This window comes from Pseudomonas sp. GW821-FHT09C10, assembly GCF_059418085.1.
Map to the genome: position 1 here is coordinate 56,494 of NZ_JBWKPE010000021.1, position 22,004 is coordinate 78,497.

Consider the following 22,004-nt stretch of genomic DNA (forward strand, 5'->3'; position numbering starts at 1 on the left):
GAGCCTCCCATGACTGCAACGAACGCCCCGATCCTGATCACCGGCGCCGGCCAGCGCGTCGGCCTGCATTGCGCCGAGCGCCTGCTGGACGAAGGCCAGCCGGTGATTTTCAGCTACCGCAGCGAACGCCCCGGCGTGCAGGCCCTGCGTGAGCGTGGCGCAGTCGGCGTGTTTGCCGACTTTTCCACCGAAGCCGGGATTCTCGCGTTTATCGCTGAACTGAACAGCCACACCCAAAGCCTGCGTGCGATCATCCATAACGCTTCGGCCTGGGTCGCGGAGGCGCCGGGCGACGAAAGCCGTGCCTTTACCGACATGTTCAGCGTGCACATGCTTGCGCCGTACCTGATCAACCTGCATTGTTCACCCTTGCTGCAACGCTCTACACCTGCCGACATCGTGCATATCAGCGATGACGTGGTGCGCAAGGGCAGCCGCCAGCACATCGCCTACTGCGCCACCAAGGCCGGGCTCGACAGCCTCACGCTGTCGTTCGCCGCGCAGTTTGCGCCGCTGATCAAGGTCAACGGCATCGCCCCGGCGATGGTGATGTTCAACGAAGAGGACGACGCTGCCTATCGCACCAAGGTGCTGGCCAAGTCGGCCCTGGGCATCGAGCCTGGCCCCGAGGTGATCTACCAGAGTGTGCGTTACCTGCTGGACAACCCCTATGTCACCGGTACCACCCTGACCGTCAACGGCGGGCGGCATATCAAATAAGCCGTTTGTGAGGATGTTGTATGACCTTATCCCTGCCCCACCATTACCGCGAGATCCTCAAGGGCCTGGGCGAAGACCCGGAACGCGAAGGCTTGCTCGACACCCCCAAGCGCGCCGCCAAGGCCATGCAGTACCTGTGTCATGGCTATGAACAGAACCTCGAGGAAATCGTCAACGGCGCACTGTTCGCCTCCGACAACGACGAGATGGTGATCCTCAAGGACATCGAGCTGTATTCACTGTGCGAGCATCACCTGCTGCCCTTTATCGGCAAGGCCCACGTGGCCTATATTCCGACCGGCAGGGTGCTGGGCCTGTCGAAGCTGGCACGCATCGTCGACATGTTCGCCCGGCGCCTGCAGATCCAGGAAAACCTCACCCGGCAAATCGCCGACGCCATCCAGGACGTGACCCAGGCCGCCGGCGTGGCCGTGGTGATCGAAGCCAAGCACATGTGCATGATGATGCGCGGCGTGGAAAAACAGAATTCAACCATGAACACCTCGGTGATGCTCGGCGCGTTCCGCGAGTCGAACACCACGCGCATGGAGTTCCTGCAACTGATTGGACGGAGCAAGTAGCAATGCCACAACTTCAACCAGGCATGGCGCGCATCCGGGTCAAGGACCTGTGCCTGCGCACCTTCATCGGTATCAATGAGGACGAAATCCTCAACAAGCAGGATGTGCTGATCAACCTGACCATCCTGTATGCCGCCCAGGAAGCCGTGCGCGACAACGACATCGACCACGCGCTGAACTACCGCACCATCACCAAGGCCATCATCGCCCACGTGGAAGGCAATCGCTTTGCCTTGCTGGAGCGCCTGACCCAGGAACTGCTGGACCTGGTGATGAGCAACGAATCGGTGCTGTACGCCGAAGTCGAAGTGGACAAGCCCCATGCGCTGCGCTTTGCCGAGTCGGTGTCGATTACCCTGGCGGCCAGCCGCTAACCCCTGAATTGTCAGTGAGCCCTATGAACGATCAACAACGCCTCGAACTCGAAGCCGCCGCCTTCCGCCGCCTGGTGGCGCACCTGGACAGCCGCAAGGATGTGCAGAACATTGACCTGATGAACCTCGCCGGTTTCTGCCGTAACTGCCTGTCCAAGTGGTACAAGGCCGAGGCCGACGAACGCCAGATCGAGCTGAGCCTCGATGACGCCCGTGAAGTGGTGTACGGCATGCCGTACGCCGAGTGGAAAGCCCAATTCCAGCAAGAAGCCAGCGCCGAGCAACAGGCGGCGTTTGCCAAAGGAAAAACCCATGACTGATTTGAACACCCTGCGCGCCAGCCTCAACAGTGGCGAACACGTTTTTGCCGACACCCTGGCGTTTGTCGCTGCCGGTTACGATTACCAGCCACAGGCCTTCACCAATGGCGATGTGGAAAACGCTGCCGGGCAGAACGAAGGTTCGTGCAAGACCTTGGGCCTGGCGCTGCTGGAAGGCTTGAGCGACCAGGAAGCGCTGCTCGCATTTGGCGAGCATTACCGTTCGGTGGTGGCCACGCCTGAGGGCAGTGACCATGGCAATATCCGCGCGTTGATTGCCCATGGGTTGGCAGGTGTGAAATTCGCCACCCAGCCACTGACCCGCAAATCCTGAGTCAGATGCAGATCAAAATGTGAGAGAGGGCTTGTCCCTCCCAGATTTAAAATTGCCCCCATAAAAAAACCGGCCTCGCAGCCGGTTTTTTTATTTCAACAATTTAGAACGCAGCGTCCTTCAAACCGTCGAGGTAACGCTCGGCGTCCAGGGCCGCCATGCAACCGGCGCCGGCCGAGGTGATGGCCTGGCGGTAGACGTGGTCGGCCACGTCGCCGGCAGCGAAGATGCCTTCGATGTTGGTCGCGGTGGCGTTGCCTTCACGACCGCCTTGCACCACCAGGTAACCGTCTTTGGCTTCCAGCACGCCTTCGAACAACGACGTGTTCGGGGTGTGGCCGATGGCGATGAACACGCCGTCGACTTTCAGCTCGTCGAAGCTGCCGTCGTTGTTTTTCAGGCGAGCGCCGGTCACACCCATGTTGTCGCCCAGGACTTCATCCAGGGTGGCGTTGAGCTTGAGAATGATCTTGCCTTCGGCGACACGGGCGTGCAGCTTGTCGATCAGGATCTTCTCGGCGCGGAACGTCTCGCGGCGGTGAACCAGGGTCACGGTGCTGGCGATGTTGGCCAGGTACAGCGCCTCTTCCACGGCCGTATTGCCGCCACCGACCACGGCGACCGGCTTGTTGCGGTAGAAGAAACCGTCACAGGTGGCGCAAGCGGAAACACCCTTGCCCATGAACGCTTCTTCCGATGGCAGGCCCAGGTAGCGAGCGCTGGCACCGGTGGCGATGATCAGTGCGTCGCAGGTGTAGACGCCGCTGTCGCCGGTGAGGCTGTAAGGCTTCTTGGAGAAGTCGACCTTGTTGATGTGATCAAACACGATCTCGGTTTCAAAGCGCTCGGCGTGTTCTTTCATACGCTCCATCAGCACCGGACCGGTCAGGCCGTGGACATCGCCCGGCCAGTTGTCGACTTCAGTGGTGGTGGTCAACTGACCGCCCGCCTGCATGCCGGTGATCAGCAGCGGCTTGAGGTTGGCCCGGGCAGCGTAGACGGCAGCGCTGTAACCGGCAGGGCCGGAACCGAGAATAATCACTCGCGAATGACGGGTATCAGACATGACTCACTCCTATCGACCGCCCGGACTACAAGACGGCTGGAATAAAAAAGGGACCACGAAGCACTTGGGGAAGGCTTTAACTCGCAGGCCCTGAAAAATAATGGGTGCAGCGTATCGAGGGGGGCAAGATTAAGGAAATACGGAATAACAATCCAGCTCATAGGCGGTCTCTATGCAGTCAGGCCGATTAATCGACGCCTTTGTTACCGTTGATGTCGTCACACCGACCACGCTTTCGCCTTGAAGGCAAAGCCGGTAAGGTCGGCGCGTTCGTCATCCTGCTCGGAGTTCTCCATGCCCGCCCCTGTTCTTTCCGGCCCGCAATACCTGCGTGAAGGCCTCAAACTGGTGCTGAGCCCCGGCCTGCGCCTGTTTGTACTGCTGCCGCTGGCGATCAACCTGATGCTGTTCGTCGGCTTGATCTACTTTGCCGGCCATCAGTTCAGCCTGTGGGTCGACCACTTGATGCCGACCCTGCCCGGCTGGCTGAGCTTTCTGAATTACCTGCTATGGCCGCTGTTTGTGGTGCTGGTGGTGCTGATGGTGTTTTTCACCTTCACCATGCTCGCCAATATCATCGCGGCACCGTTCAACGGCTTTCTTTCCGAGAAAGTCGAAGTGGTGGTACGGGGTACCGATGACTTCCCGGCATTCAGCTGGGGCGAACTGATTGAAATGGTTCCGCGTACCCTGGCCCGGGAAATGCGCAAGCTGGGCTACTTCCTGCCACGGGCCATCGGCCTGTTTATCCTGTCGTTCATTCCGGTGGTCAACCTGATCGCCGCGCCATTGTGGTTGCTGTTCGGCGTGTGGATGATGGCGATCCAATATATCGACTACCCGGCGGACAACCACAAGCTGGGCTGGAACGAAATGCTCGCCTGGCTGCGCCAGAAGCGCTGGCAGAGCATGAGCTTCGGCGGCATCGTCTACCTGGTGCTGCTGGTACCGGTGGTGAACCTGTTGATGATGCCGGCGGCAGTGGCCGGGGCGACCTTGTTCTGGGTGCGCGAACAGGGCGCCGAGGCCATGGCGACGCCGAAAGTGGCCAAGTCATAAATCCATCATCTGCATGACACAATGGCGACATGGCCCACGGCGACACTGTGGGTCATGACGACAGCTTCGCTCCACATCACTCTCATCACCGAAACCTTCCCGCCAGAGATCAACGGGGTGGCCAATACCCTTGGCCGCCTGTGCGAAGGTTTGCGCGCGCGCGGCCATCAAGTCGAACTGGTTCGCCCGCGCCAGGGCGCCGATGCAAGCCGGCCCAGCGATGATGGCTTGCTGCTCTGCCGCGGCTGGCCGCTGCCGGGTTACCCAGGCCTGCAATGGGGCCAGTCGTCGATGCACAAGTTGCTGCGCCGTTGGACCCGCCAGCGCCCGGACGTGCTGTATATCGCCACTGAAGGGCCGCTGGGGCTGTCGGCGCTGCGGGCGGCACGGCGCCTGGGAATCAGCGTGGTCAGCGGTTTTCACACCAATTTCCAGCAGTACTCCAACCAGTACGGCCTGAGCCTGTTAAGCCGCATGGTCACGCACTACCTGCGCTGGTTTCATAACCGTTCGACCTTGACCCTGGTGCCCAGCGCCAGCCAACGCCTGGAACTGGAGCGTCGGCATTTCGAGCGCCTGGGGATGCTGGCGCGCGGGGTGGACAGCCAGTTATTCCACCCGGCCAAGCGTGACAACGCACTACGGGAAAGCTGGGGCCTGGAAGACGACGATATTGCCGTGCTGCACGTGGGGCGCCTGGCCCAGGAGAAAAACCTCGGGCTGCTCAAGCGCTGCTTTGACGCGCTGCAGGCAACTTATCCACAGCGTCGGCTGAAGCTGATCATCGTCGGCGATGGCCCGCAACGCCCGATGCTCGAGCGCGACCTGCCCGACGCGGTGTTCTGCGGCACCCAGCGCGGCGAAGAACTGGCGCGGCATTACGCATCAGGGGATGTGTTCCTGTTCCCCAGCCTGACCGAAACCTTCGGCAATGTGGTGCTCGAAGCCATGGCCTCCGGGCTGGGTGTGGTGGCGTACGACCAGGCGGCGGCGACCCAGCATATCCGCCATGGTTACAACGGTGTGCTGGCCATGCCGGGTGATGAGGACGCGTTTTGCGATGCGGCCAGATGGTTGCTGGAAGACAGCGAACATTTGCGCAGGGCCCGCCTCAATGCACGCCAACATGCGAGCCGCCAGGGCTGGCCGGCGATTATCGAGCAGTTCGAGAACCAGTTACGCGATGTGTGCGCAGAACATTTGGCAGCTCCAACACTGCCTGACATTCGTTGAACGCTCTACGAATAACGTAGGCCAATTCCCCGCCCTGCCTGCCTACCCATTGAATACTGGTTTCAACGGTAGGAATCCCCGCCTGGGACTGCCTGAATCGGCACGCCACAACAGGATATTTCCGGAACGTCGAGCGGATTATCGCCACTTATATGGCACCTGCCCCAAGAGGGGTGTCTTCCTGTGAAACACACTCGAACAAGGCAGGTCATTCATGCTGAAAAACCAATAGAGAGCACTATGTCGACACTGATAAATGGATCAATGCCGCTGAGATTCCAACCAATCACCCCATCCGCATGGGCCTCCCCATCCGGAAGCGGTCACAACCACCAGAACCACGCAAACACTGGCTGGAACCGCCCGCAACCTTCACGCCCGCAAAACAACTGGCAAACGGCGCAGAATGACTGGCAACGCCCATCGCACAACCCTGACAACCGCCCGCAGCCCACCCGCCCGCAAAACGCCTGGCGGCCGGCGCAGAACGACTGGCAACGTCCACTGCACACCCCTGACAACTGTCCGCAGTCCACGCGCCCGCAACATCACTGGCAAACGGCGCAGAACGACTGGCAACGCCCACAGCCCGCTGACGGCCTCCCACGACCTGGCGGTACGCGCCCAAACCAGGAGCAATGTTCCGTCAGGCCACCTCAATGGGCACGTTCCGACCAGACGGACAGCACTTCTCGCTCTAATCCATATGGACCAAAGATAAGATAATAAGCATTGAGGCAAATGATGGCCTGAACACAAGCGAAAGGCCGGGTACTCACTACCCAGCCTTTCGCCTGAAACAGCTAAACCTTCACGCTCAACCGTCGATAGTGAGCGCAGGCCTGGGCTCCAACCACCCTACACCAGGGTCGTCAACGCCTCGCGACTGAACGGCAGAATGTCGCCTTCACGACCTTCACGCACCTTCACGGCCCAATCCGGATCTACCAGCAGCGCACGACCAACAGCGACCAGGTCGAACTCGTCGTTGTTCAAGCGCTCCAGCAGTTTTTCCAGACTGGCCGGTTGCGCAACCTTGTCGGTATTGACCATGAACTGCAGGAACTCGCCATCCAGGCCGACACTGCCCACGGTGATCGTCGGTTTGCCCGTGAGTTGGCGGGTCCAGCCGGCGAGGTTGAGGTCGGAACCTTCGAACTCCGGCTCCCAGAAACGACGGGTGGAGCAGTGGAAAATATCCACACCGGCATCAGACAACGGCTTGAGGAATTCACCCAACGCCTCGGGGGTTTGCACCAGGCGCGCGGTGTAGTCCTGCTGCTTCCACTGGGAGAAACGCAAGATGATCGGGAAGTCCGGGCCGACGGCGGCGCGGGTGGCCTGGATCAACTCGATGGCAAAGCGCGAACGGTTGGCCAGGCTGCCGCCGTATTCGTCGGTGCGCTGGTTGCTGCCTTCCCAGAAGAACTGGTCGACCAGATAGCCGTGGGCGCCATGGATTTCCACGCCGTCCATGCCGATGCGCTGGGCATCCTTGGCGGCCTGGGCAAACGCGGCGATCACCTCCTGGATGTCCTGGGCGGTCATGCCGTGGACGACCACGTTGCCATCCTTGAGTTTTTCCATCGGGCCGTAGGCCGGCACACTGGCGTCAGGCTCGGTACCGATGCGGCGCACACTGCCCACGTGCCAGAGCTGCGGGACAATCTTGCCACCTTCGGCGTGCACGGCATCGACGACCTTCTTCCAGCCGGCCAGCGCCGCCTCGCCGTAGAAATGCGGGACATTCGGGTAGCCGTTGGAGGCCGGGTGACCGACCACGGTGCCTTCGGTAATGATCAGGCCCACGCCGGCAGCGGCACGGCGGCGGTAGTACTCGATGACCTTGGAATCAGGCACGCCACCTGGGGAAAACGAACGGGTCATCGGCGCCATGACTACACGGGTCGACAGCTGCAGTGCACCGAGCTGGAACGGTTTGAACAAGGCTTGGACAGGCATGGGAGCACTCCGCGGAAGACGAGGTTTATGATGCGGATAATATGAGGAGTGCAGCGTGCTGAATAGCACTATTGATTTGGGTGATTAAGGGGTATGAAAGCAGCGGCCAGCTTCAAGCCTGAAACTTGAAGCTGCGCCTGCTGGTGCTCAATTCAGGGCTTTTTCGATAGCCTGCACGACCGTCGGATCATCCGGTGCGGTGCGCGGCGAGAATCGCGCGAGGACCCGGCCATCCTTGCCCAGCAGGAATTTCTCGAAATTCCAGGTGATATCCCCTGGAAACTCGGCGCCCTCGCCCGCCAGCAAACGGTACAGTTGGTGACGCTCAGGGCCGTTCACATCGAGTTTGCTGCCCAGGGGGAAGGTCACGCCGTAGTTCAGGCTGCAGAACTCGCGGATTTCTTCCTCGGTGCCCGGTTCCTGGCCTGCAAACTGGTTGCACGGCAGGCCAAGCACGGTAAATCCCTGGTCCTTGTACTGCTGATAAAGGTTTTCCAACGCCGCGTACTGCGGGGTCAAGCCACATTTGGAGGCTACGTTGACCACCAGCACAACGTGTCCCTTGAAGGGCGCCAGCGGCAGCTCTTGTCCGTCCAAAGCTTTGAGTTTCAGGTCGTGGAAAGCACTCATGACGAACTCCAGATTTCCCATGTTCTTAGCAAAGCAGCGCTTCGAGATTACAACCCGCAAGCCTGCAATCATAGACGCCGATTGCAAAACTCGCCTGCGGATTACTGAGCGGTCGGCCACGGCAGAATAGGAATCGCCGTCACCGCGTTCTGCGGGCTGCCTTCAATCAAGCGGTCACTGTAGACCAGGTACACCAGGGTATTGCGCTTCTTGTCGAGGAAACGCACCACCTGCATGGTCTTGAACACCAGCGAGGTACGTTCCTTGAACACTTCGTCGCCGTCCTTGAGCTCGCCCTTGAAGCGAATCGGGCCGACCTGACGGCAGGCGATCGAGGCTTCGGCACGGTCTTCGGCCAAGCCCAGGCCACCTTTCACGCCGCCGGTCTTGGCGCGCGATAAATAGCAGGTCACGCCGTCGACCTTGGGGTCATCGAACGCTTCGACCACAATCCGGTCGTTGGGGCCGACAAACTTGAACACCGTCGACACCTGGCCAACTTCTTCGGCCGAAGCCAGCAGCGGCAGGGCCAGCAGCAGGCCGAGCAATCCCTTCATCACGCGCATCGTGTATTCCCTTTGTTTAGACCAGGATCAGGTTATCGCGGTGAACCAGTTCCGGTTCCGCCATGTAACCCAAGAGTCCGACAATCGCGTCAGACGATTGTCCGATAATTTTCTGCGCTTCCAGGGCGCTGTAATTGGCCAGGCCCCGGGCGATCTCACGACCGTCAGGCGCCACGCATACCACCATCTCGCCACGGCGGAAGCTGCCCTGCACCAACTTGACGCCCACCGGCAGCAGGCTCTTGTTGCCCTGGGACAACGCCGACACCGCGCCATCGTCGAGCACCAGGGTGCCACGGGTTTGCAAGTGCCCAGCCAGCCATTGCTTGCGCGCCGCCAGCATGCCGCGTTCGGGCGACAGCAACGTACCGATGCGCTCACCGGCCTTGAGGCGATCCAGCACACGCTCCAGGCGCCCACCGACGATGATGGTGTGGGCCCCGGAACGTGCTGCCAGGCGCGCTGCGCGCAACTTGGTCTGCATCCCGCCACGGCCCAGGGCGCCGCCGACGCTGCCGGCCACGGCGTCGAGCGCCGGATCATCGGCGCGCGCTTCGTAGATCAGTTGGGCATCGGGGTTGTGGCGCGGGTCGGCGTCGAACATGCCGTCGCGGTCAGTGAGGATCACCAGCAGGTCGGCCTCCACCAAGTTGGCCACCAGCGCGGCCAGGGTGTCGTTGTCACCGAAACGGATTTCGTCGGTGACCACGGTGTCGTTCTCGTTGATCACCGGGATGACCTTGAGTTCCACCAGCGCACGCAAGGTGCTGCGGGCATTGAGGTAGCGCTTGCGGTCGGACAGGTCATCGTGGGTCAGCAGGATCTGCGCCGTGTGGCGGCCATGCTCGGCAAAGCTGGATTCCCAGGCTTGCACCAGGCCCATCTGGCCGATGGCGGCGGCGGCTTGCAGCTCATGCATCGCGCTGGGTCGCGCGGTCCAGCCGAGGCGGCTCATCCCGGCGGCAACCGCCCCGGACGACACCAGCACCAACTCGACACCTGCTTCATGCAAGGCCACCATCTGCTCGACCCAGACGCTCATGGCTGCACGATCCAGGCCTTTGCCATCTGCCGTCAGCAGCGCACTTCCGATCTTTACGACCCAGCGCTGCGCACCTGTCACTTTGCTCCGCATCATCTTCAACCTTAGATTGAGGGCCGCGCGACCCAGCGCCGCCCATAACGTTATACCCGGATACCAAAACGCCGCTCCTGGGAGCGGCGTTCAAGTTTATCGCAACGGATCAGTCGCGCACGTAAATGATTTCCGGACCGTCTTCGTCATCCACGTCTTCTTCGTCCCAATCATCGTCGCCGATGTCATGGACCGACTTCACGCCGCTGCGGCGCAGGGCACGCTGGTCGTCCAGGGCCTGCAACTGGGCACGGGCCTCGTCTTCGATCTGCTGATCGAGTTCGGCGAGTTCGGCCTTGAATACCGGGTCGGCCGCCAGACGGTCGGCACGGTCTTCCAGGTAGCGCATGATGTCGCGGGTCAGGCGCTCGGTGCCTTCTTTGGCGATCGCCGAGATCACGTAGACCGGACCGGTCCATTCCAGGCGATCGACGATTTCCTTGACGCGCTCCTCGTGCTCTTCTTCGAGGATCTGGTCGCATTTGTTCAGCACCAACCAGCGATCACGCTCGGCCAGGGCCGGGCTGAACTTGGTCAGTTCGCTGACGATCACTTCGGCGGCGTCCGGTGCACTGGTGTCATCCAAGGGCGCCATGTCGACGAGGTGCAGCAGCAAACGGGTACGGGACAAATGCTTGAGGAAGCGAATCCCCAGGCCTGCACCGTCGGAAGCCCCTTCGATCAGGCCGGGAATGTCGGCGATCACAAAGCTTTTCCAGCGGTCGACGCTGACCACGCCCAGGTTTGGCACCAGGGTGGTGAACGGGTAGTCGGCGACTTTCGGCTTGGCGGCCGACACCGAGCGGATGAAGGTACTTTTGCCGGCGTTCGGCAGGCCCAGCAGGCCCACGTCAGCCAGTACCTTCATTTCCAGCTTCAGGTCGCGCTGCTCGCCCGGCTTGCCCGGCGTGGTCTGGCGCGGTGCACGATTGGTACTGGACTTGAATCGGGTGTTACCCAGACCGTGCCAGCCGCCTTGTACAACCATCAGTTTCTGGCCGGCCTTGGTCAGGTCGCCAATCACTTCCTGGGTCGCGGAGTCGATGATCGTGGTGCCGACCGGTACGCGCAGTACCAGGTCTTCACCTTTTTTACCGGTGCAGTCGGTGCTGCCGCCGTTGGAGCCACGCTCGGCATCGAAATGCCGGGTGTAACGGTAGTCCACCAGGGTGTTGAGGTTTTCGTCGGCCATCATGTAGATGGAACCGCCGTCACCGCCGTCACCGCCGTTGGGGCCACCGTTTTCGATGAATTTTTCGCGACGGAAACTCATGCAACCGTTACCGCCGTCGCCTGCTTTTACTCGGATGGAAACTTCATCAACGAACTTCATAACAAAACGCCTCTCGCCGCACGGACGAGCTTAAGAAACCAAGACATAAGACTCTTGCAAAAATGAGCGCAGCGACCTCAATCAACAGCCGCAAATCCAGCTGCTTGAGCCCATTACAAACAGCTTTGCAAGAGACTCACTCCACAAACGAAAAAGCCCCGTCGCAAGACAGGGCTTTTCCAGCGATCGCGCAATTAAGCGGCGACAACGCTCACGTAACGGCGGTTGAACGCGCCTTTTACTTCAAACTTGATCACGCCTTCGATTTTCGCGAAGAGGGTGTGATCTTTACCCATGCCAACACCGTAACCGGCGTGGAATTGGGTGCCGCGCTGACGCACGATGATGTTGCCCGGAATGATTTTCTGGCCGCCATACATCTTAACGCCAAGGCGTTTGGCTTCTGAGTCGCGACCGTTACGGGTACTACCACCAGCTTTTTTGTGTGCCATGAGTCAATTCTCCTAGTGAGGAATTAGGCTGAAATTAAGCCTGAATACCGGTGATTTTGATCTCGGTGTACCACTGGCGGTGGCCCATACGCTTCATGTGGTGCTTACGACGACGGAACTTGATGATGCGGACTTTATCGTGACGACCTTGGGAGATCACTTCAGCCACAACGGTAGCGCCAGCAACAACTGGAGCGCCGATGTTCACGTCATCGCCATTGGCGACCAACAGAACGCGATCAAAGGTAACGGATTCGCCGGTAGCGATTTCCAGTTTTTCGATCTTCAGGTATTCACCTGGGGCGACCTTGTATTGCTTGCCACCAGTAACAATTACTGCGTACGACATGGTATTTCTCCGATAATCCTGCTCACCCAGCGCTTTATAAGAAGAGGTATTGGCTGGCATGGCTGCATGGGATGGACGTCCCGAATGCAATTGCGTAAGGCAGGTGCTGCCCAGGAAGTTCAGGGTGCGCGATTGTACGCAAGGTAAATGGGTGTTGCAAGTGGCCGTCTATCGCGCCTTGACACCCGGGGGTCAGGGTCCTAGCATGCCGCGCAACCCTTCTGGAGCGACTGTCGCTGATGCAACCCCAAGCTTTCTACCGCGCGGTCGCGGACGATTTTAGCGCCGTCGACGGCATCATCAAGCAGCAGCTGACGTCTAAAGTGCCGCTGGTCTCCAAAATTGGCGACTACATTACGTCGGCGGGCGGTAAACGCCTGCGTCCTTTATTAGTGCTGCTGTGTGGCAAGGCCCTGGGCCGCGAAGGCGATGACCTGCGCCTGCTGGCCGCCACCATCGAATTCCTGCACACCGCGACCCTGCTGCATGACGACGTGGTCGACATGTCCGGCATGCGCCGTGGCCGCGAGACCGCCAATGCGATGTGGGGCAATGCCCCGAGCGTGCTGGTGGGCGACTTCCTGTACTCGCGCTCGTTCGAAATGATGGTCGAGCTCGGCTCGATGCCGGTGATGAAGATTCTTTCCCAGGCCACGCGCATCATCGCTGAAGGCGAAGTGCTGCAGCTGTCCAAGGTTCGCGACGCCAGCACCACCGAAGAAACCTATATGGAAGTGATTCGCGGCAAGACCGCGATGCTCTTCGAAGCCTCCACACACAGTGCCGCCGCGCTCTGTGGCGCGACCGCCGAGCAGGCCGAAGCCCTGCGAACCTTCGGTGATCACCTGGGCGTGGCATTCCAGCTGGTGGACGACCTGCTCGACTACCGTGGCGATGCAGAGACCCTGGGCAAGAACGTCGGCGACGACCTGGCCGAAGGCAAACCGACCTTGCCGCTGATCTACACCATGCGCGAAGGCACGCCGGAACAGGCGGCTCTGGTGCGCAAGGCGATCCAGAAAGGCGGGATCGAAGACCTGGAGGCCATCCGCGCTGCCGTGGAAGCGTCCGGTTCCCTGGAGTACACCGCGCAACTGGCACGCGACTACGTGGCCCGTGCGATCCAATGCCTGCAAGCCCTGCCGGCCAGCGAGTACCGGGATGCCCTGGTTGAGCTGAGTGAGTTTGCGGTCGCCCGTACTCACTAAGACATACCTGCAAGACCAATGTGTGAGGGGGCTTGCTCCCGATGGCGGTGGATCAGCCAGTCGATATATCGACTGGAACACCGTCATCGGGGCAAGCCCCCTCCCACATTTGGATTTCATACAGCCTGCAACATCACAAAACCCTATATAATGTGCGACTTTTAGTCATCCCTGAATCTCAAGGAGCTTTAGTGAGCACGTTGCCACCCTGCCCGAAATGCAATTCCGAATACACCTATGAAGACGGCGCCCAGCTGATCTGCCCGGAATGCGCCCATGAGTGGTCCGCCAATGGCGAGGCCGAAGTGGCCGGCGATGAAACCGTGAAGAAAGACTCTGTGGGCAACGTCCTGCAGGACGGCGACACCATCACCGTGATCAAAGACCTCAAGGTCAAGGGCACGTCCCTGGTCGTGAAGGTCGGCACCAAGGTCAAGAACATCCGCCTGTGCGACGGCGACCACGATATCGATTGCAAGATCGACGGTATCGGCCCGATGAAACTCAAGTCCGAGTTCGTGCGCAAAGTCTGAACCTGCTGCATCCATCCCGCGCCCGCGCGGGATGGCGTTTTGCCCTCCCCGTTGACCCCTCGCAATATCCACACAGAAAAACCAGGAAACTGCCAATAGGCACTTGCTATTCTACGAATAAGAATTATTCTCATTGAAACCCATCAAGGAGATGTACCCATGACTTATTTGATAGATGCCTGGCTCGACCGCCCACACCCTTACCTGCGCATCCTTCATCGGGAAACCGGCGAAGTCTGTGCGGTGCTGGAAGAAGAAGCGCTGAATGAATTGCAGGATCAGGGTGACCTGGACGTCAACGGCCTGAGTTCGAGTGAACCAGGAGTGCTCAAGGAAGTGGTGCGTAATCTGTTTCTGTTCTGCTATGCCCGAGCGTTGCGCCCGGCGACGGAGCTCAATGGCAAGTTCCATCCATGAACACACCGGCAAGACACTGTGGGAACGAACGGCCCCGTTCCCACAGGTAAGCAGCAGGTCTTACAGAACGTCGAGCAGTTCGACGTCGAATACCAGCACGCTGTGCGGCGGAATGCTGCCAACGCCTTGAGCGCCGTAAGCCAGTTCGCTCGGCACGTACAGGCGCCATTTGCTGCCGGCATTCATCAGTTGCAGGGCTTCGGTCCAGCCGGCGATCACGCCACCCACCGGGAATTCTGCAGGCTGGCCACGCTCGTAGGAGCTGTCGAACACAGTGCCGTCGATCAGGGTGCCGTGATAGTGAGTGCGCACCTGGTCTTCACGGGTCGGCTTGGCGCCGTCACCGGCCGTCAGCACTTCAAATTGCAGGCCGGAAGCCAGGGTAGTGATGCCATCACGCTTAGCGTTTTCAGCCAGGAACGCCAGGCCAGCACCGGCAGCAGCTTCAGCCTTGGCAGCGGCCTCGGCTTGCATGATTTCGCGGATGACCTTGAAGCTGGCAGCCATTTGCTCCTGGTCAACACGGCTTGGTTTGCCGGCGAATGCGTCGGTCAGGCCAGCCAGGATCGCGTCCAGGCTCACACCCGGTGGCGGGTTGTCACGCAGTTGGTCGCCCAACTGACGGCCGATACCGTAGCTGACGCGGGTTTCGTCGGTGGACAGATTAACTTCGGACATGAAGAGGCTCCGCTGTAGGGCAGCACTGGAAACAGTGATGTGCGCGCCGCCCTGAACTAAAAGGGCCAGCAGACTAGCACACAAGACCTGCTGGTGATGAGCCCCCCACCGCGGCGCGGCACCGGGATCGCGACCCTTCGTCGCACGCGCAATAAAAGCGCTTCAGATTCAAACCTCCCCGCCGATACAGCGCTACACACTTTGGCTGGCTCAAACAACAACACCGTCCAGCAGACAAAAAATCACCTTCGCGGAGCATTCGATGAACAGCTGGTTCGGTAACATCAGCGTCAACCTCAAACTGGGCCTGGGCTTTGGCCTGGTACTGGTTCTCACCTCGATCCTGGCCTTCACCGGCTGGACCAGCCTGGGCAGCCTGATCGACCGCAGTAACTGGATGAGCGACATTACCCAGCTCAACGCGTCGCTGACCAAACTGCGCATCGTGCGCCTGCAATACATGTTGGCCAACGGCGATGAAGCCGTGGCGCAGAACGTGCAGACCAGCCTGGATGCCTTTGCTGCCCAGCAACAGAAACTCCTGGACAGCTTCAAGAGCCCGGAAAACGTCAAGCTGCTCAACGAGCAGAAAGCCATCATCACGGCTTATCAGCAATCCCTGAACAAAATGCGTGAGGCTTACCGTAACGGCAACGCTGCTCGCCAGGTCATGGGGGACAAGGCCGATATCGCCAACGCCCAGATCGATGCGCTGGACACCAGCGTGCAGCAGATGCCCGACAGCCCGGAGCGCTTCACTCAGTTTCAGGCGGTGACCAACGCCAAGCAGGCGTTCCAGTTGGCCCGCTACGAAGTGCGTGGCTACACCAACAACGTCAACCCGGACACCGAAGCCCGCGCTGCGGCACAAATCGAGAAAGCCATCGGCGGCTTGAAAGGCCTCAGTGACGCATTCGGCGCCAGCCAGCAAAGCGCGCTGAGCGCCCTGGAAACCGCCCTGGGCGCCTATCGCACAGCCGTTCAAAACTACAAGACGGCCAACGCCAATATCGTGGCTGCCCGTGCCGAAATGACCACCCAAGGCGCCGATATCGTCACCATCAGTGACAAGCTGTATGACATCCAGCTGGATCGTCGCGACGCCGAAAGCGCCCAGGCCCGTAGCCTGCAGTTGATCAGCACGCTGCTGGCACTGCTGGTCGGTATCATCGCGGCACTGGTGATCACCCGCCAGATCACCCGCCCACTGCAAGAAACCCTGGCCGTGGTTGAGCGCATCGCCTCCGGCGACCTCAGCCACAATATCCAGGTCACCCGTCGCGATGAGCTGGGCGTACTGCAACAAGGCATCCAGCGCATGGGCACCACCTTGCGTGAACTGATCAGCGGGATTCGCGACGGCGTGACCCAGATCGCCAGCGCCGCCGAAGAGTTGTCGGCCGTGACCGAGCAGACCAGCGCCGGTGTGAACAGCCAGAAGATCGAGACCGATCAGGTCGCCACGGCAATGCACGAAATGACCGCCACCGTGCAGGAAGTCGCACGCAACGCCGAGCAAGCCTCTCTGGCTGCCGCCGACGCTGACGGCCAGGCCCGCGCAGGCGATAAAGTGGTGGCCGAGGCCATCGCCCAGATCGAACGCCTGGCCGCCGAAGTGGCGCGCTCCACCGATGCCATGGCGCACCTGCAACAAGAGAGCAACAAGATCGGCAGCGTGATGGACGTGATCAAGGCGGTGGCCGAACAGACCAACCTGCTCGCGCTCAACGCAGCGATCGAAGCGGCGCGTGCCGGTGAAGCCGGTCGCGGCTTTGCCGTGGTCGCCGACGAAGTGCGTGGCCTGGCCCAGCGCACACAGAAATCCACCGAAGAAATCGAAGGCCTGGTCGCCGGCTTGCAGAACGGCACCCAGCAAGTCGCCAACGTGATGAACAACAGCCGCAGCCTCACCGACAGCAGTGTCGAACTGACGCGCAAGGCCGGTGTGTCCCTGGAAAATATCACCCGCACGGTGTCGAACATCCAGTCCATGAACCAGCAGATTGCCGCAGCCGCCGAGGAACAAAGCGCCGTGGCCGAAGAGATCAGCCGCAGCATCGTGAATGTGCGTGATGTGTCCGAGCAGACCGCCACCGCGAGCAATGAAACGGCGAAATCGAGCGTGGAACTGGCGCGTTTGGGTAGCCAGTTGCAGCAGATGGTCAGTCACTTCCGGGTGTAAGAAATCAAAAAGCCGCCTCGGCATATACCGAGGCGGCTCCACCTCTCAGACGTTAGCAGTCATCGAAGCTGTCCCGCAGGAACTTCCATACGTGATAAGCACGTAGGCAGTTCACTACGAGGTTCCATGTACGTCGTGCAAACCTAGACATACTCGGCCCTCCGTGAGCTGGGCCTTACCTCCAGCACACTTACCGGAACATGTGGGCCTTTGGACGCACGTCAGTGCTCCTGTGAGGCGGCTGGGTTGATGGTCCTCCCGCATTAATCCGGCACGGATTGCAAGCCCGTGGCAGTCGGTCCAAAATTTGCGCGCGAACCCAGCCAACCTTCCTCACGATGAACACAGAACGCGGGTGATGCTAGCTCAGCCATCTACGCCAAGGTGTTACAAGTAACAACTAATCGCCCTCAAAAGTTGTTGCTGTTCTTTGCAATTGAAAACCAATAAAACCAGTTATCGTCAGCCCTTGTAAAAAACCTTAAAGCAGCAGTAGTATTCTCCAACACGTCAGTGCTCCTGTGAGACAGCAACCCCAGCCGCAAACTGGGATTGCAATAAAAAACCGCCTACCAAGGCGGTTTTTTATTGCCTGCGATTTACCTCTCAGCCCTCACCTTCCTCAACAAACACCACCCGATTCCCAAACGGATCCTTGATGCTCATCTCCCGCGATCCCCAAGGCGTTTCCTCAACCCCAGGCTTGGCGTAACGGTAATCCTTGCCCGCCAACTGCTGCTGATACGTGTCCACCCCTTGCGCCTGAATCCGCACCGCCGCGCCCGGCGAAGCATCGCCATGATGTTCGGACAGGTGCAGTACACAATCGCCCAGCGACACTTGCAGATAGAGTGGATAGTTCGCCTCAAAGCGATGCTGCCAATCGACCTTGAATCCCAGGAAGTCGACGTAGAACTCCAAGGCCTTGGCCTCGTCGAAAATCCGCAGGATGGGGGTGACGTTTCCTAAGTGCATGGCAACCGCTCCGTGTATGAAAGCGCCCACTATAGAGTCGAAAACCCACCACGCAAATCCCCACTGCGCGCCAGGAAGCGCCCCGGTCGCTGACCGTTCGCTTGGCCATCGCTGTAGCTCAATACGCCGTTGACCCACACGCCATCAATGCCTTGCGCTGCCCGCTGTGGCTCATTGAAATCCGCCACATCCCGCACCCGCAACGGATCGAACAACACAAGGTCGGCCCAGTGCCCTTCACGAATTTCACCACGCTCGGATAACCCAAAACGCGCTGCCGACAAGCCGGTCATCTTGTGCACGGCGGTGTGCAACGGGAACAAACCGACATCCCGGCTGAAATGCCCCAGCACCCGTGGAAACGCCCCCCACAAGCGTGGGTGTGGAAACGGATCTTCGGGCAACCCATCAGACCCCACCATCGACAATGGATGCGCAAGGATGCGTCGCACATCCGCTTCATCCATCCCGTAGTACACCGCTCCCGCAGGCTGTAGACGAAGAGCGGCATCCATCAACGAGACGTCCCATTCGCCGGCAATGTCCTGCAAGTCGCGCCCCCCCACTTCCGGGTGCGGCGTCGACCAGGTAATCGTGATGCGAAATGCGTCGGTCACCTGCTTGAGGTCCAGGGTCGAAGAACTGGCCGCGTAGGGATAACAATCACACCCCACTGGGTGGGTTTTCGCCGCCGACTCCAACGCCGCCAACAGCTGCGGACTACGCCCCCAGTTCCCCGCGCCCGCACATTTGAGGTGGGAAATAATCACCGGTACCTGTGCGTGCCGACCGATCAGAAAAGCCTCGTCCATCGCCTCCAGCACCGGTTCGAATTCGCTGCGCAAATGGGTGGTGTATACCGCACCGAAGGCCGTGAGTTCTTCACTCAGTTGCAGCACCTCATCGGTCTCGGCATTGAACGCGCTGGCGTAGGCCAGGCCGGTGGATAAACCGAGAGCGCCGGCCTCGAGACTTTCGTGCAACTGCACACGCATGGCGGCGATTTCCGCCGGTGTGGCGGTGCGATGCAGGTCGTCCATGTGGTTACTGCGCAGCGCCGTGTGACCGATCAATGCCGCGACGTTGACCGCTGGATGAGCGCTTTCAACGGCGCTGCGATAGTCGCTGAACCGGGGATAAACAAACGCCGCAGCGCTGCCCAACAAGTTCATCGGGTCCGGCGGATCGCTGCGCAAACTCACCGGTGAGGCGCTGATGCCACAGTTGCCGACAATCACCGTGGTCACACCCTGGCTGAGCTTGGGCAGCATCTGGGGCTGGCGGATGACCACCGTGTCGTCGTGGGTGTGGACATCGATAAAGCCCGGCGCCAGCACCCGGCCAGTCCCATCGATTTCATGCTCGGCACACGCCGTCGACAAGTCGCCGATCGTCTCGATGCGCCCGTCACGCAGCCCCACATCGGCGACAAACCCTTCGGTGTTGCTGCCATCGATGATCAGCGTCTGGCGAATCAGCGTGTCGTACGTCATATCAATCTCCAAGCGGCAGGCGGTCAGGGCCGCCGCGATAATCGTCGAGGGCCAGCTTGATCCGGCGCAGGCGCTCCTGGTTGTCGTCGGGCAGGGCCAGCGCCAGTTCGGTGGCGAGCAGGTCGATGGCCAGCAGCATGCCGTAGCGCGCCGCCGTGGGTTTGTAGATAAAACTGGTTTCGGCCGGTTGCAGCGGCAGCAGCACATCCGCCAACTGCGCCAGGGGTGAGTCGGCCAGGGTGATGGCGACGATCCGCGCGTCGTAGTTGCGTGCCAGCGCCACCACATCGAGCAATTCAGGGGTGAGGCCGGTGAGCGAGCAGACAATCAGCGCGTGTTCCGGCCCCAGGGTTGCAGCCGTGACGCGCATCATCACCGGGTCGTGGCTGGCGGCAATCGGGTAGCCCAGGCGAACCAGGCGCACCTGCAATTCATCGCTGCACAAACTTGACGGCCCGCCCATGCCGAACGCGTGGATCATCCGCGCCTTGCCCAGCAGGTTGACCGCATCGACGAAACTCGCCTGGTTGAAACCCGACAAGTGCTGGCGCAACGTCGCTTCGATATCGCCGAGAATCTGCCGATGAAATGCCGACTGTTCAGGCAGCCCCGCCGGGTCCAGGAAGCGGCTGCCGACGCCGCTGGCCTGGGCCAGTTGCAGGCGCAGGTCGCGCAAATCCCGGCAACCGACACTGCGGGCAAACCGCGATAAGGTCGCGGTACTGACCTCGGCCCGTTGGGACAGCTCTTCCAGGCTGGCCGAGGCGGCAAAGCCCACATCCTCCAGCATCAGCCTGGCGATACGCCCTTCGCCGGCGCTGAAGGAATCCTGACGGGCGCGGATCTGGTAGAGGATGTCCATGAAGGCTCCGGGTTACAAAATACAGGACAGGCCGTAAGTCAGACCGAAGGCGACCACCGAAATCAAAGTCTCCAGCACGGTCCAGGTCTTGAAGGTCTGGATCACCGTCATATTGAAGTATTCCTTGATCAGCCAGAAGCCGCCGTCGTTAACGTGGGAAAAGATCACCGAACCCGCGCCAGTGGCCAACACCAGCAATTCCGGATGTGGATAACCCAGGCCCAGGGCGACCGGCGCAACCACGCCGGATGCGGTGGTCATGGCCACCGTGGCCGAACCTGTGGCGATGCGCATCAGGGCCGCAAACAGCCACCCCATCACCAGCGGCGACAACTGAAACGCGTGGGCCAGGCCGAGGATCTCATGAGTGACGCCTGCATCCACGAGGATCCGGTTCAGGCCACCACCCGCGCCCACCAACAAGGTGATGCTCGCAGTCGGCGCCAAGCATTCATTGGTGAACCTGAGGATCGACTCGCGGTTGAAGCCCTGCGCCAGGCCCAGGGTCCAGAAACTCACCAGGGTCGCCACCAGCAGCGCGATCACCGAGTTGCCGATAAACAGCAGGAACTGGTTGAAGCCCGTACCCGGGGTGGAAATCACGTTGGCCCAACCACCGATCATCATCAGCACCACCGGCAACAGGATGGTGCCCATGGTCAGCGTAAAGCTCGGCAAACGCTCGCGAGGTTCACGCTCGATAAACTGGCGTTCCAGCGGGTTTTCCGCCGGCAGGTGAATGTGCGGCACGATGAATTTGGCGTACACCGGGCCGGCAATGATCGCCGTCGGGATACCGATGAGGATCGCATAGAGCACGGTCTGCCCCACCGACGCGTTATACGCCAGCACGGCCATCATCGCCGCCGGGTGTGGCGGCACCAACGCATGCACCACCGACAGGCCGGCAACCATCGGCAGGCCGACCATCAGGATCGACACCCCCACGCGCCGCGCCACGGTAAAGGCGATCGGCACCAGCAACACAAAACCGACCTCGAAGAACAACGGCAGCCCCACCAGGAAGGCGATGCACACCATGGCCCAATGGGCATTACGTTCGCCGAAACGGTTGATCAGGGTGCGCGCCACCTGCTCGGCGCCACCGGACTCGGCCATCATCTTGCCGAGCATGGTGCCCAGTGCCACGACCAGGGCGATATGCCCCAATGTTTTGCCGACGCCGGCCTCGTAGGAACCCATGATGGTGTCCGCCGGCATCCCGGCCATCAGCGCCAGGCCGATGGACACCAGGGTGATGACGATAAACGGGTTGAGCCGGTAACGTGCGATCAGCACGATCAAAGCAATGATGGCGATGGCAGCGTATGCCAACAGCCCGAAGCCCGGTGATGCGGCCATGCGGTACTCCTCGGAAAGGGTCACGTCGAATTGATTGTGAAACTCATAAATCATTACCGAGGAGCATTTTCAAATTTTATGAAAGTAACTTTCGCCCATAGATAAGCGCTGTCGCGTTGGGACATGCCCAAGGGCCGTGCATGAAAATCCGGGGGGTGTTCTTACATGAAGATCGGAGAA

At 60.4% G+C, this 22,004-nt stretch carries 23 protein-coding genes and 2 pseudogenes; 12 read left to right on the top strand and 13 right to left on the bottom strand.

The features are described 5' to 3' along the window. The first annotated feature begins 9 nt into the window (after positions 1-9). The 5 genes from folM to AC07OT_RS29260 are packed head-to-tail and all read left to right on the top strand — an operon-like array spanning position 10 to position 2,329. Complete coding sequence (folM, locus tag AC07OT_RS29240) at positions 10-720, top strand: dihydromonapterin reductase (protein ID WP_495109720.1); 711 nt, start codon at positions 10-12, stop codon at positions 718-720. A 20-nt stretch (positions 721-740) separates the two neighbouring features. Beyond that, positions 741-1,301 carry a GTP cyclohydrolase I FolE gene (folE, locus tag AC07OT_RS29245; protein ID WP_027607643.1) on the top strand — a complete coding sequence of 187 codons (561 nt, stop codon included), beginning with the start codon at positions 741-743 and terminating at the stop codon, positions 1,299-1,301. 2 nt (positions 1,302-1,303) lie between these two features. After that, a complete protein-coding gene (folX, locus tag AC07OT_RS29250) occupies positions 1,304-1,675 on the top strand; it encodes a dihydroneopterin triphosphate 2'-epimerase (RefSeq protein WP_003194073.1) in 372 nt (123 codons plus the stop codon). Positions 1,676-1,698: 23 nt separating this feature from the next. Beyond that, complete coding sequence (locus AC07OT_RS29255; RefSeq protein ID WP_065939008.1) at positions 1,699-1,995, top strand: DUF1244 domain-containing protein; 297 nt, start codon at positions 1,699-1,701, stop codon at positions 1,993-1,995. Beyond that, positions 1,988-2,329, top strand: coding sequence for a HopJ type III effector protein (locus AC07OT_RS29260; protein ID WP_495109721.1), 342 nt, complete (start codon positions 1,988-1,990; stop codon positions 2,327-2,329). Before AC07OT_RS29255 ends, AC07OT_RS29260 begins: the two co-directional genes overlap by 8 nt. A gap of 103 nt (positions 2,330-2,432) precedes the next feature. Here AC07OT_RS29260 and trxB read toward each other — a convergent pair whose 3' ends face one another. Further along, entirely contained in the window at positions 2,433-3,395 is a 963-nt protein-coding gene (gene trxB, locus AC07OT_RS29265; protein ID WP_025858049.1) for a thioredoxin-disulfide reductase, read from the bottom strand. A 294-nt stretch (positions 3,396-3,689) separates the two neighbouring features. Between trxB and cysZ the strand changes: the two genes are divergently transcribed. Both cysZ and AC07OT_RS29275 read left to right on the top strand, forming a co-directional pair. Further along, on the top strand, positions 3,690-4,454 hold the full coding sequence (gene cysZ / locus AC07OT_RS29270; RefSeq protein WP_137212841.1) for a sulfate transporter CysZ: 765 nt from the start codon (positions 3,690-3,692) through the stop codon (positions 4,452-4,454). A 54-nt stretch (positions 4,455-4,508) separates the two neighbouring features. Beyond that, positions 4,509-5,687, top strand: coding sequence for a glycosyltransferase family 4 protein (locus tag AC07OT_RS29275; RefSeq protein ID WP_495109722.1), 1,179 nt, complete (start codon positions 4,509-4,511; stop codon positions 5,685-5,687). Positions 5,688-6,545: 858 nt separating this feature from the next. Here the strand turns inward: AC07OT_RS29275 and AC07OT_RS29280 are convergent. The 7 genes from AC07OT_RS29280 to rplU all read right to left on the bottom strand — a co-directional run bounded on the left by AC07OT_RS29280 (position 6,546) and on the right by rplU (position 12,114). Continuing rightward, positions 6,546-7,649, bottom strand: coding sequence for an NADH:flavin oxidoreductase (locus tag AC07OT_RS29280; protein ID WP_092359315.1), 1,104 nt, complete (start codon positions 7,647-7,649; stop codon positions 6,546-6,548). Between the two features lie 147 nt (positions 7,650-7,796). Further along, positions 7,797-8,279, bottom strand: a complete 483-nt coding sequence (locus tag AC07OT_RS29285; protein ID WP_065925972.1) for a glutathione peroxidase — start codon at positions 8,277-8,279, stop codon at positions 7,797-7,799. Between the two features lie 101 nt (positions 8,280-8,380). Continuing rightward, positions 8,381-8,845, bottom strand: a complete 465-nt coding sequence (locus AC07OT_RS29290; protein ID WP_027607650.1) for a CreA family protein — start codon at positions 8,843-8,845, stop codon at positions 8,381-8,383. Between the two features lie 16 nt (positions 8,846-8,861). Further along, complete coding sequence (gene proB / locus AC07OT_RS29295; RefSeq protein ID WP_065939004.1) at positions 8,862-9,980, bottom strand: glutamate 5-kinase; 1,119 nt, start codon at positions 9,978-9,980, stop codon at positions 8,862-8,864. A 109-nt stretch (positions 9,981-10,089) separates the two neighbouring features. Continuing rightward, positions 10,090-11,313 carry an Obg family GTPase CgtA gene (cgtA, locus tag AC07OT_RS29300; protein ID WP_015885843.1) on the bottom strand — a complete coding sequence of 408 codons (1,224 nt, stop codon included), beginning with the start codon at positions 11,311-11,313 and terminating at the stop codon, positions 10,090-10,092. A 194-nt stretch (positions 11,314-11,507) separates the two neighbouring features. After that, complete coding sequence (rpmA, locus tag AC07OT_RS29305) at positions 11,508-11,765, bottom strand: 50S ribosomal protein L27 (protein WP_003176049.1); 258 nt, start codon at positions 11,763-11,765, stop codon at positions 11,508-11,510. 34 nt (positions 11,766-11,799) lie between these two features. Beyond that, positions 11,800-12,114, bottom strand: coding sequence for a 50S ribosomal protein L21 (gene rplU / locus AC07OT_RS29310; RefSeq protein ID WP_003176051.1), 315 nt, complete (start codon positions 12,112-12,114; stop codon positions 11,800-11,802). Positions 12,115-12,353: 239 nt separating this feature from the next. Between rplU and AC07OT_RS29315 the strand changes: the two genes are divergently transcribed. The 3 genes from AC07OT_RS29315 to AC07OT_RS29325 all read left to right on the top strand — a co-directional run bounded on the left by AC07OT_RS29315 (position 12,354) and on the right by AC07OT_RS29325 (position 14,272). Continuing rightward, on the top strand, positions 12,354-13,322 hold the full coding sequence (locus AC07OT_RS29315) for a polyprenyl synthetase family protein (protein WP_027607652.1): 969 nt from the start codon (positions 12,354-12,356) through the stop codon (positions 13,320-13,322). Positions 13,323-13,513: 191 nt separating this feature from the next. Continuing rightward, complete coding sequence (locus AC07OT_RS29320) at positions 13,514-13,855, top strand: zinc ribbon domain-containing protein YjdM (RefSeq protein WP_003230858.1); 342 nt, start codon at positions 13,514-13,516, stop codon at positions 13,853-13,855. 159 nt (positions 13,856-14,014) lie between these two features. Then, positions 14,015-14,272 carry a PA4570 family protein gene (locus tag AC07OT_RS29325; RefSeq protein ID WP_003194088.1) on the top strand — a complete coding sequence of 86 codons (258 nt, stop codon included), beginning with the start codon at positions 14,015-14,017 and terminating at the stop codon, positions 14,270-14,272. Between the two features lie 60 nt (positions 14,273-14,332). Here the strand turns inward: AC07OT_RS29325 and bamJ are convergent, their stop codons facing one another. Then, positions 14,333-14,950: a BamJ family beta-barrel-assembly machinery protein gene (bamJ, locus tag AC07OT_RS29330; protein ID WP_003176055.1), complete on the bottom strand. Its 618-nt coding sequence runs from the start codon at positions 14,948-14,950 to the stop codon at positions 14,333-14,335. Positions 14,951-15,212: 262 nt separating this feature from the next. On the opposite strand from bamJ, the pseudogene AC07OT_RS29335 reads away from it, so the two are divergent. Both AC07OT_RS29335 and AC07OT_RS29340 read left to right on the top strand, forming a co-directional pair. After that, positions 15,213-16,277 (top strand): annotated as a pseudogene (locus AC07OT_RS29335) (methyl-accepting chemotaxis protein); the annotation flags it as partial. A 261-nt stretch (positions 16,278-16,538) separates the two neighbouring features. Continuing rightward, a pseudogene (locus AC07OT_RS29340) lies at positions 16,539-17,132 on the top strand (methyl-accepting chemotaxis protein); the annotation flags it as partial. A gap of 606 nt (positions 17,133-17,738) precedes the next feature. Here the strand turns inward: AC07OT_RS29340 and AC07OT_RS29345 are convergent. The 4 genes from AC07OT_RS29345 to AC07OT_RS29360 are packed head-to-tail and all read right to left on the bottom strand — an operon-like array spanning position 17,739 to position 21,824. Beyond that, positions 17,739-18,107 carry a glyoxalase superfamily protein gene (locus tag AC07OT_RS29345; protein ID WP_253492012.1) on the bottom strand — a complete coding sequence of 123 codons (369 nt, stop codon included), beginning with the start codon at positions 18,105-18,107 and terminating at the stop codon, positions 17,739-17,741. A 29-nt stretch (positions 18,108-18,136) separates the two neighbouring features. Further along, a complete protein-coding gene (locus AC07OT_RS29350; RefSeq protein ID WP_495109723.1) occupies positions 18,137-19,600 on the bottom strand; it encodes an N-acyl-D-amino-acid deacylase family protein in 1,464 nt (487 codons plus the stop codon). A gap of 1 nt (position 19,601) precedes the next feature. After that, positions 19,602-20,462: a MurR/RpiR family transcriptional regulator gene (locus tag AC07OT_RS29355; protein ID WP_027607656.1), complete on the bottom strand. Its 861-nt coding sequence runs from the start codon at positions 20,460-20,462 to the stop codon at positions 19,602-19,604. A 12-nt stretch (positions 20,463-20,474) separates the two neighbouring features. Further along, positions 20,475-21,824 (bottom strand): GntT/GntP/DsdX family permease, encoded by a 1,350-nt coding sequence (locus tag AC07OT_RS29360; protein WP_495109724.1) that lies wholly within the window; start codon positions 21,822-21,824, stop codon positions 20,475-20,477. Positions 21,825-22,004 lie beyond the last annotated feature (180 nt).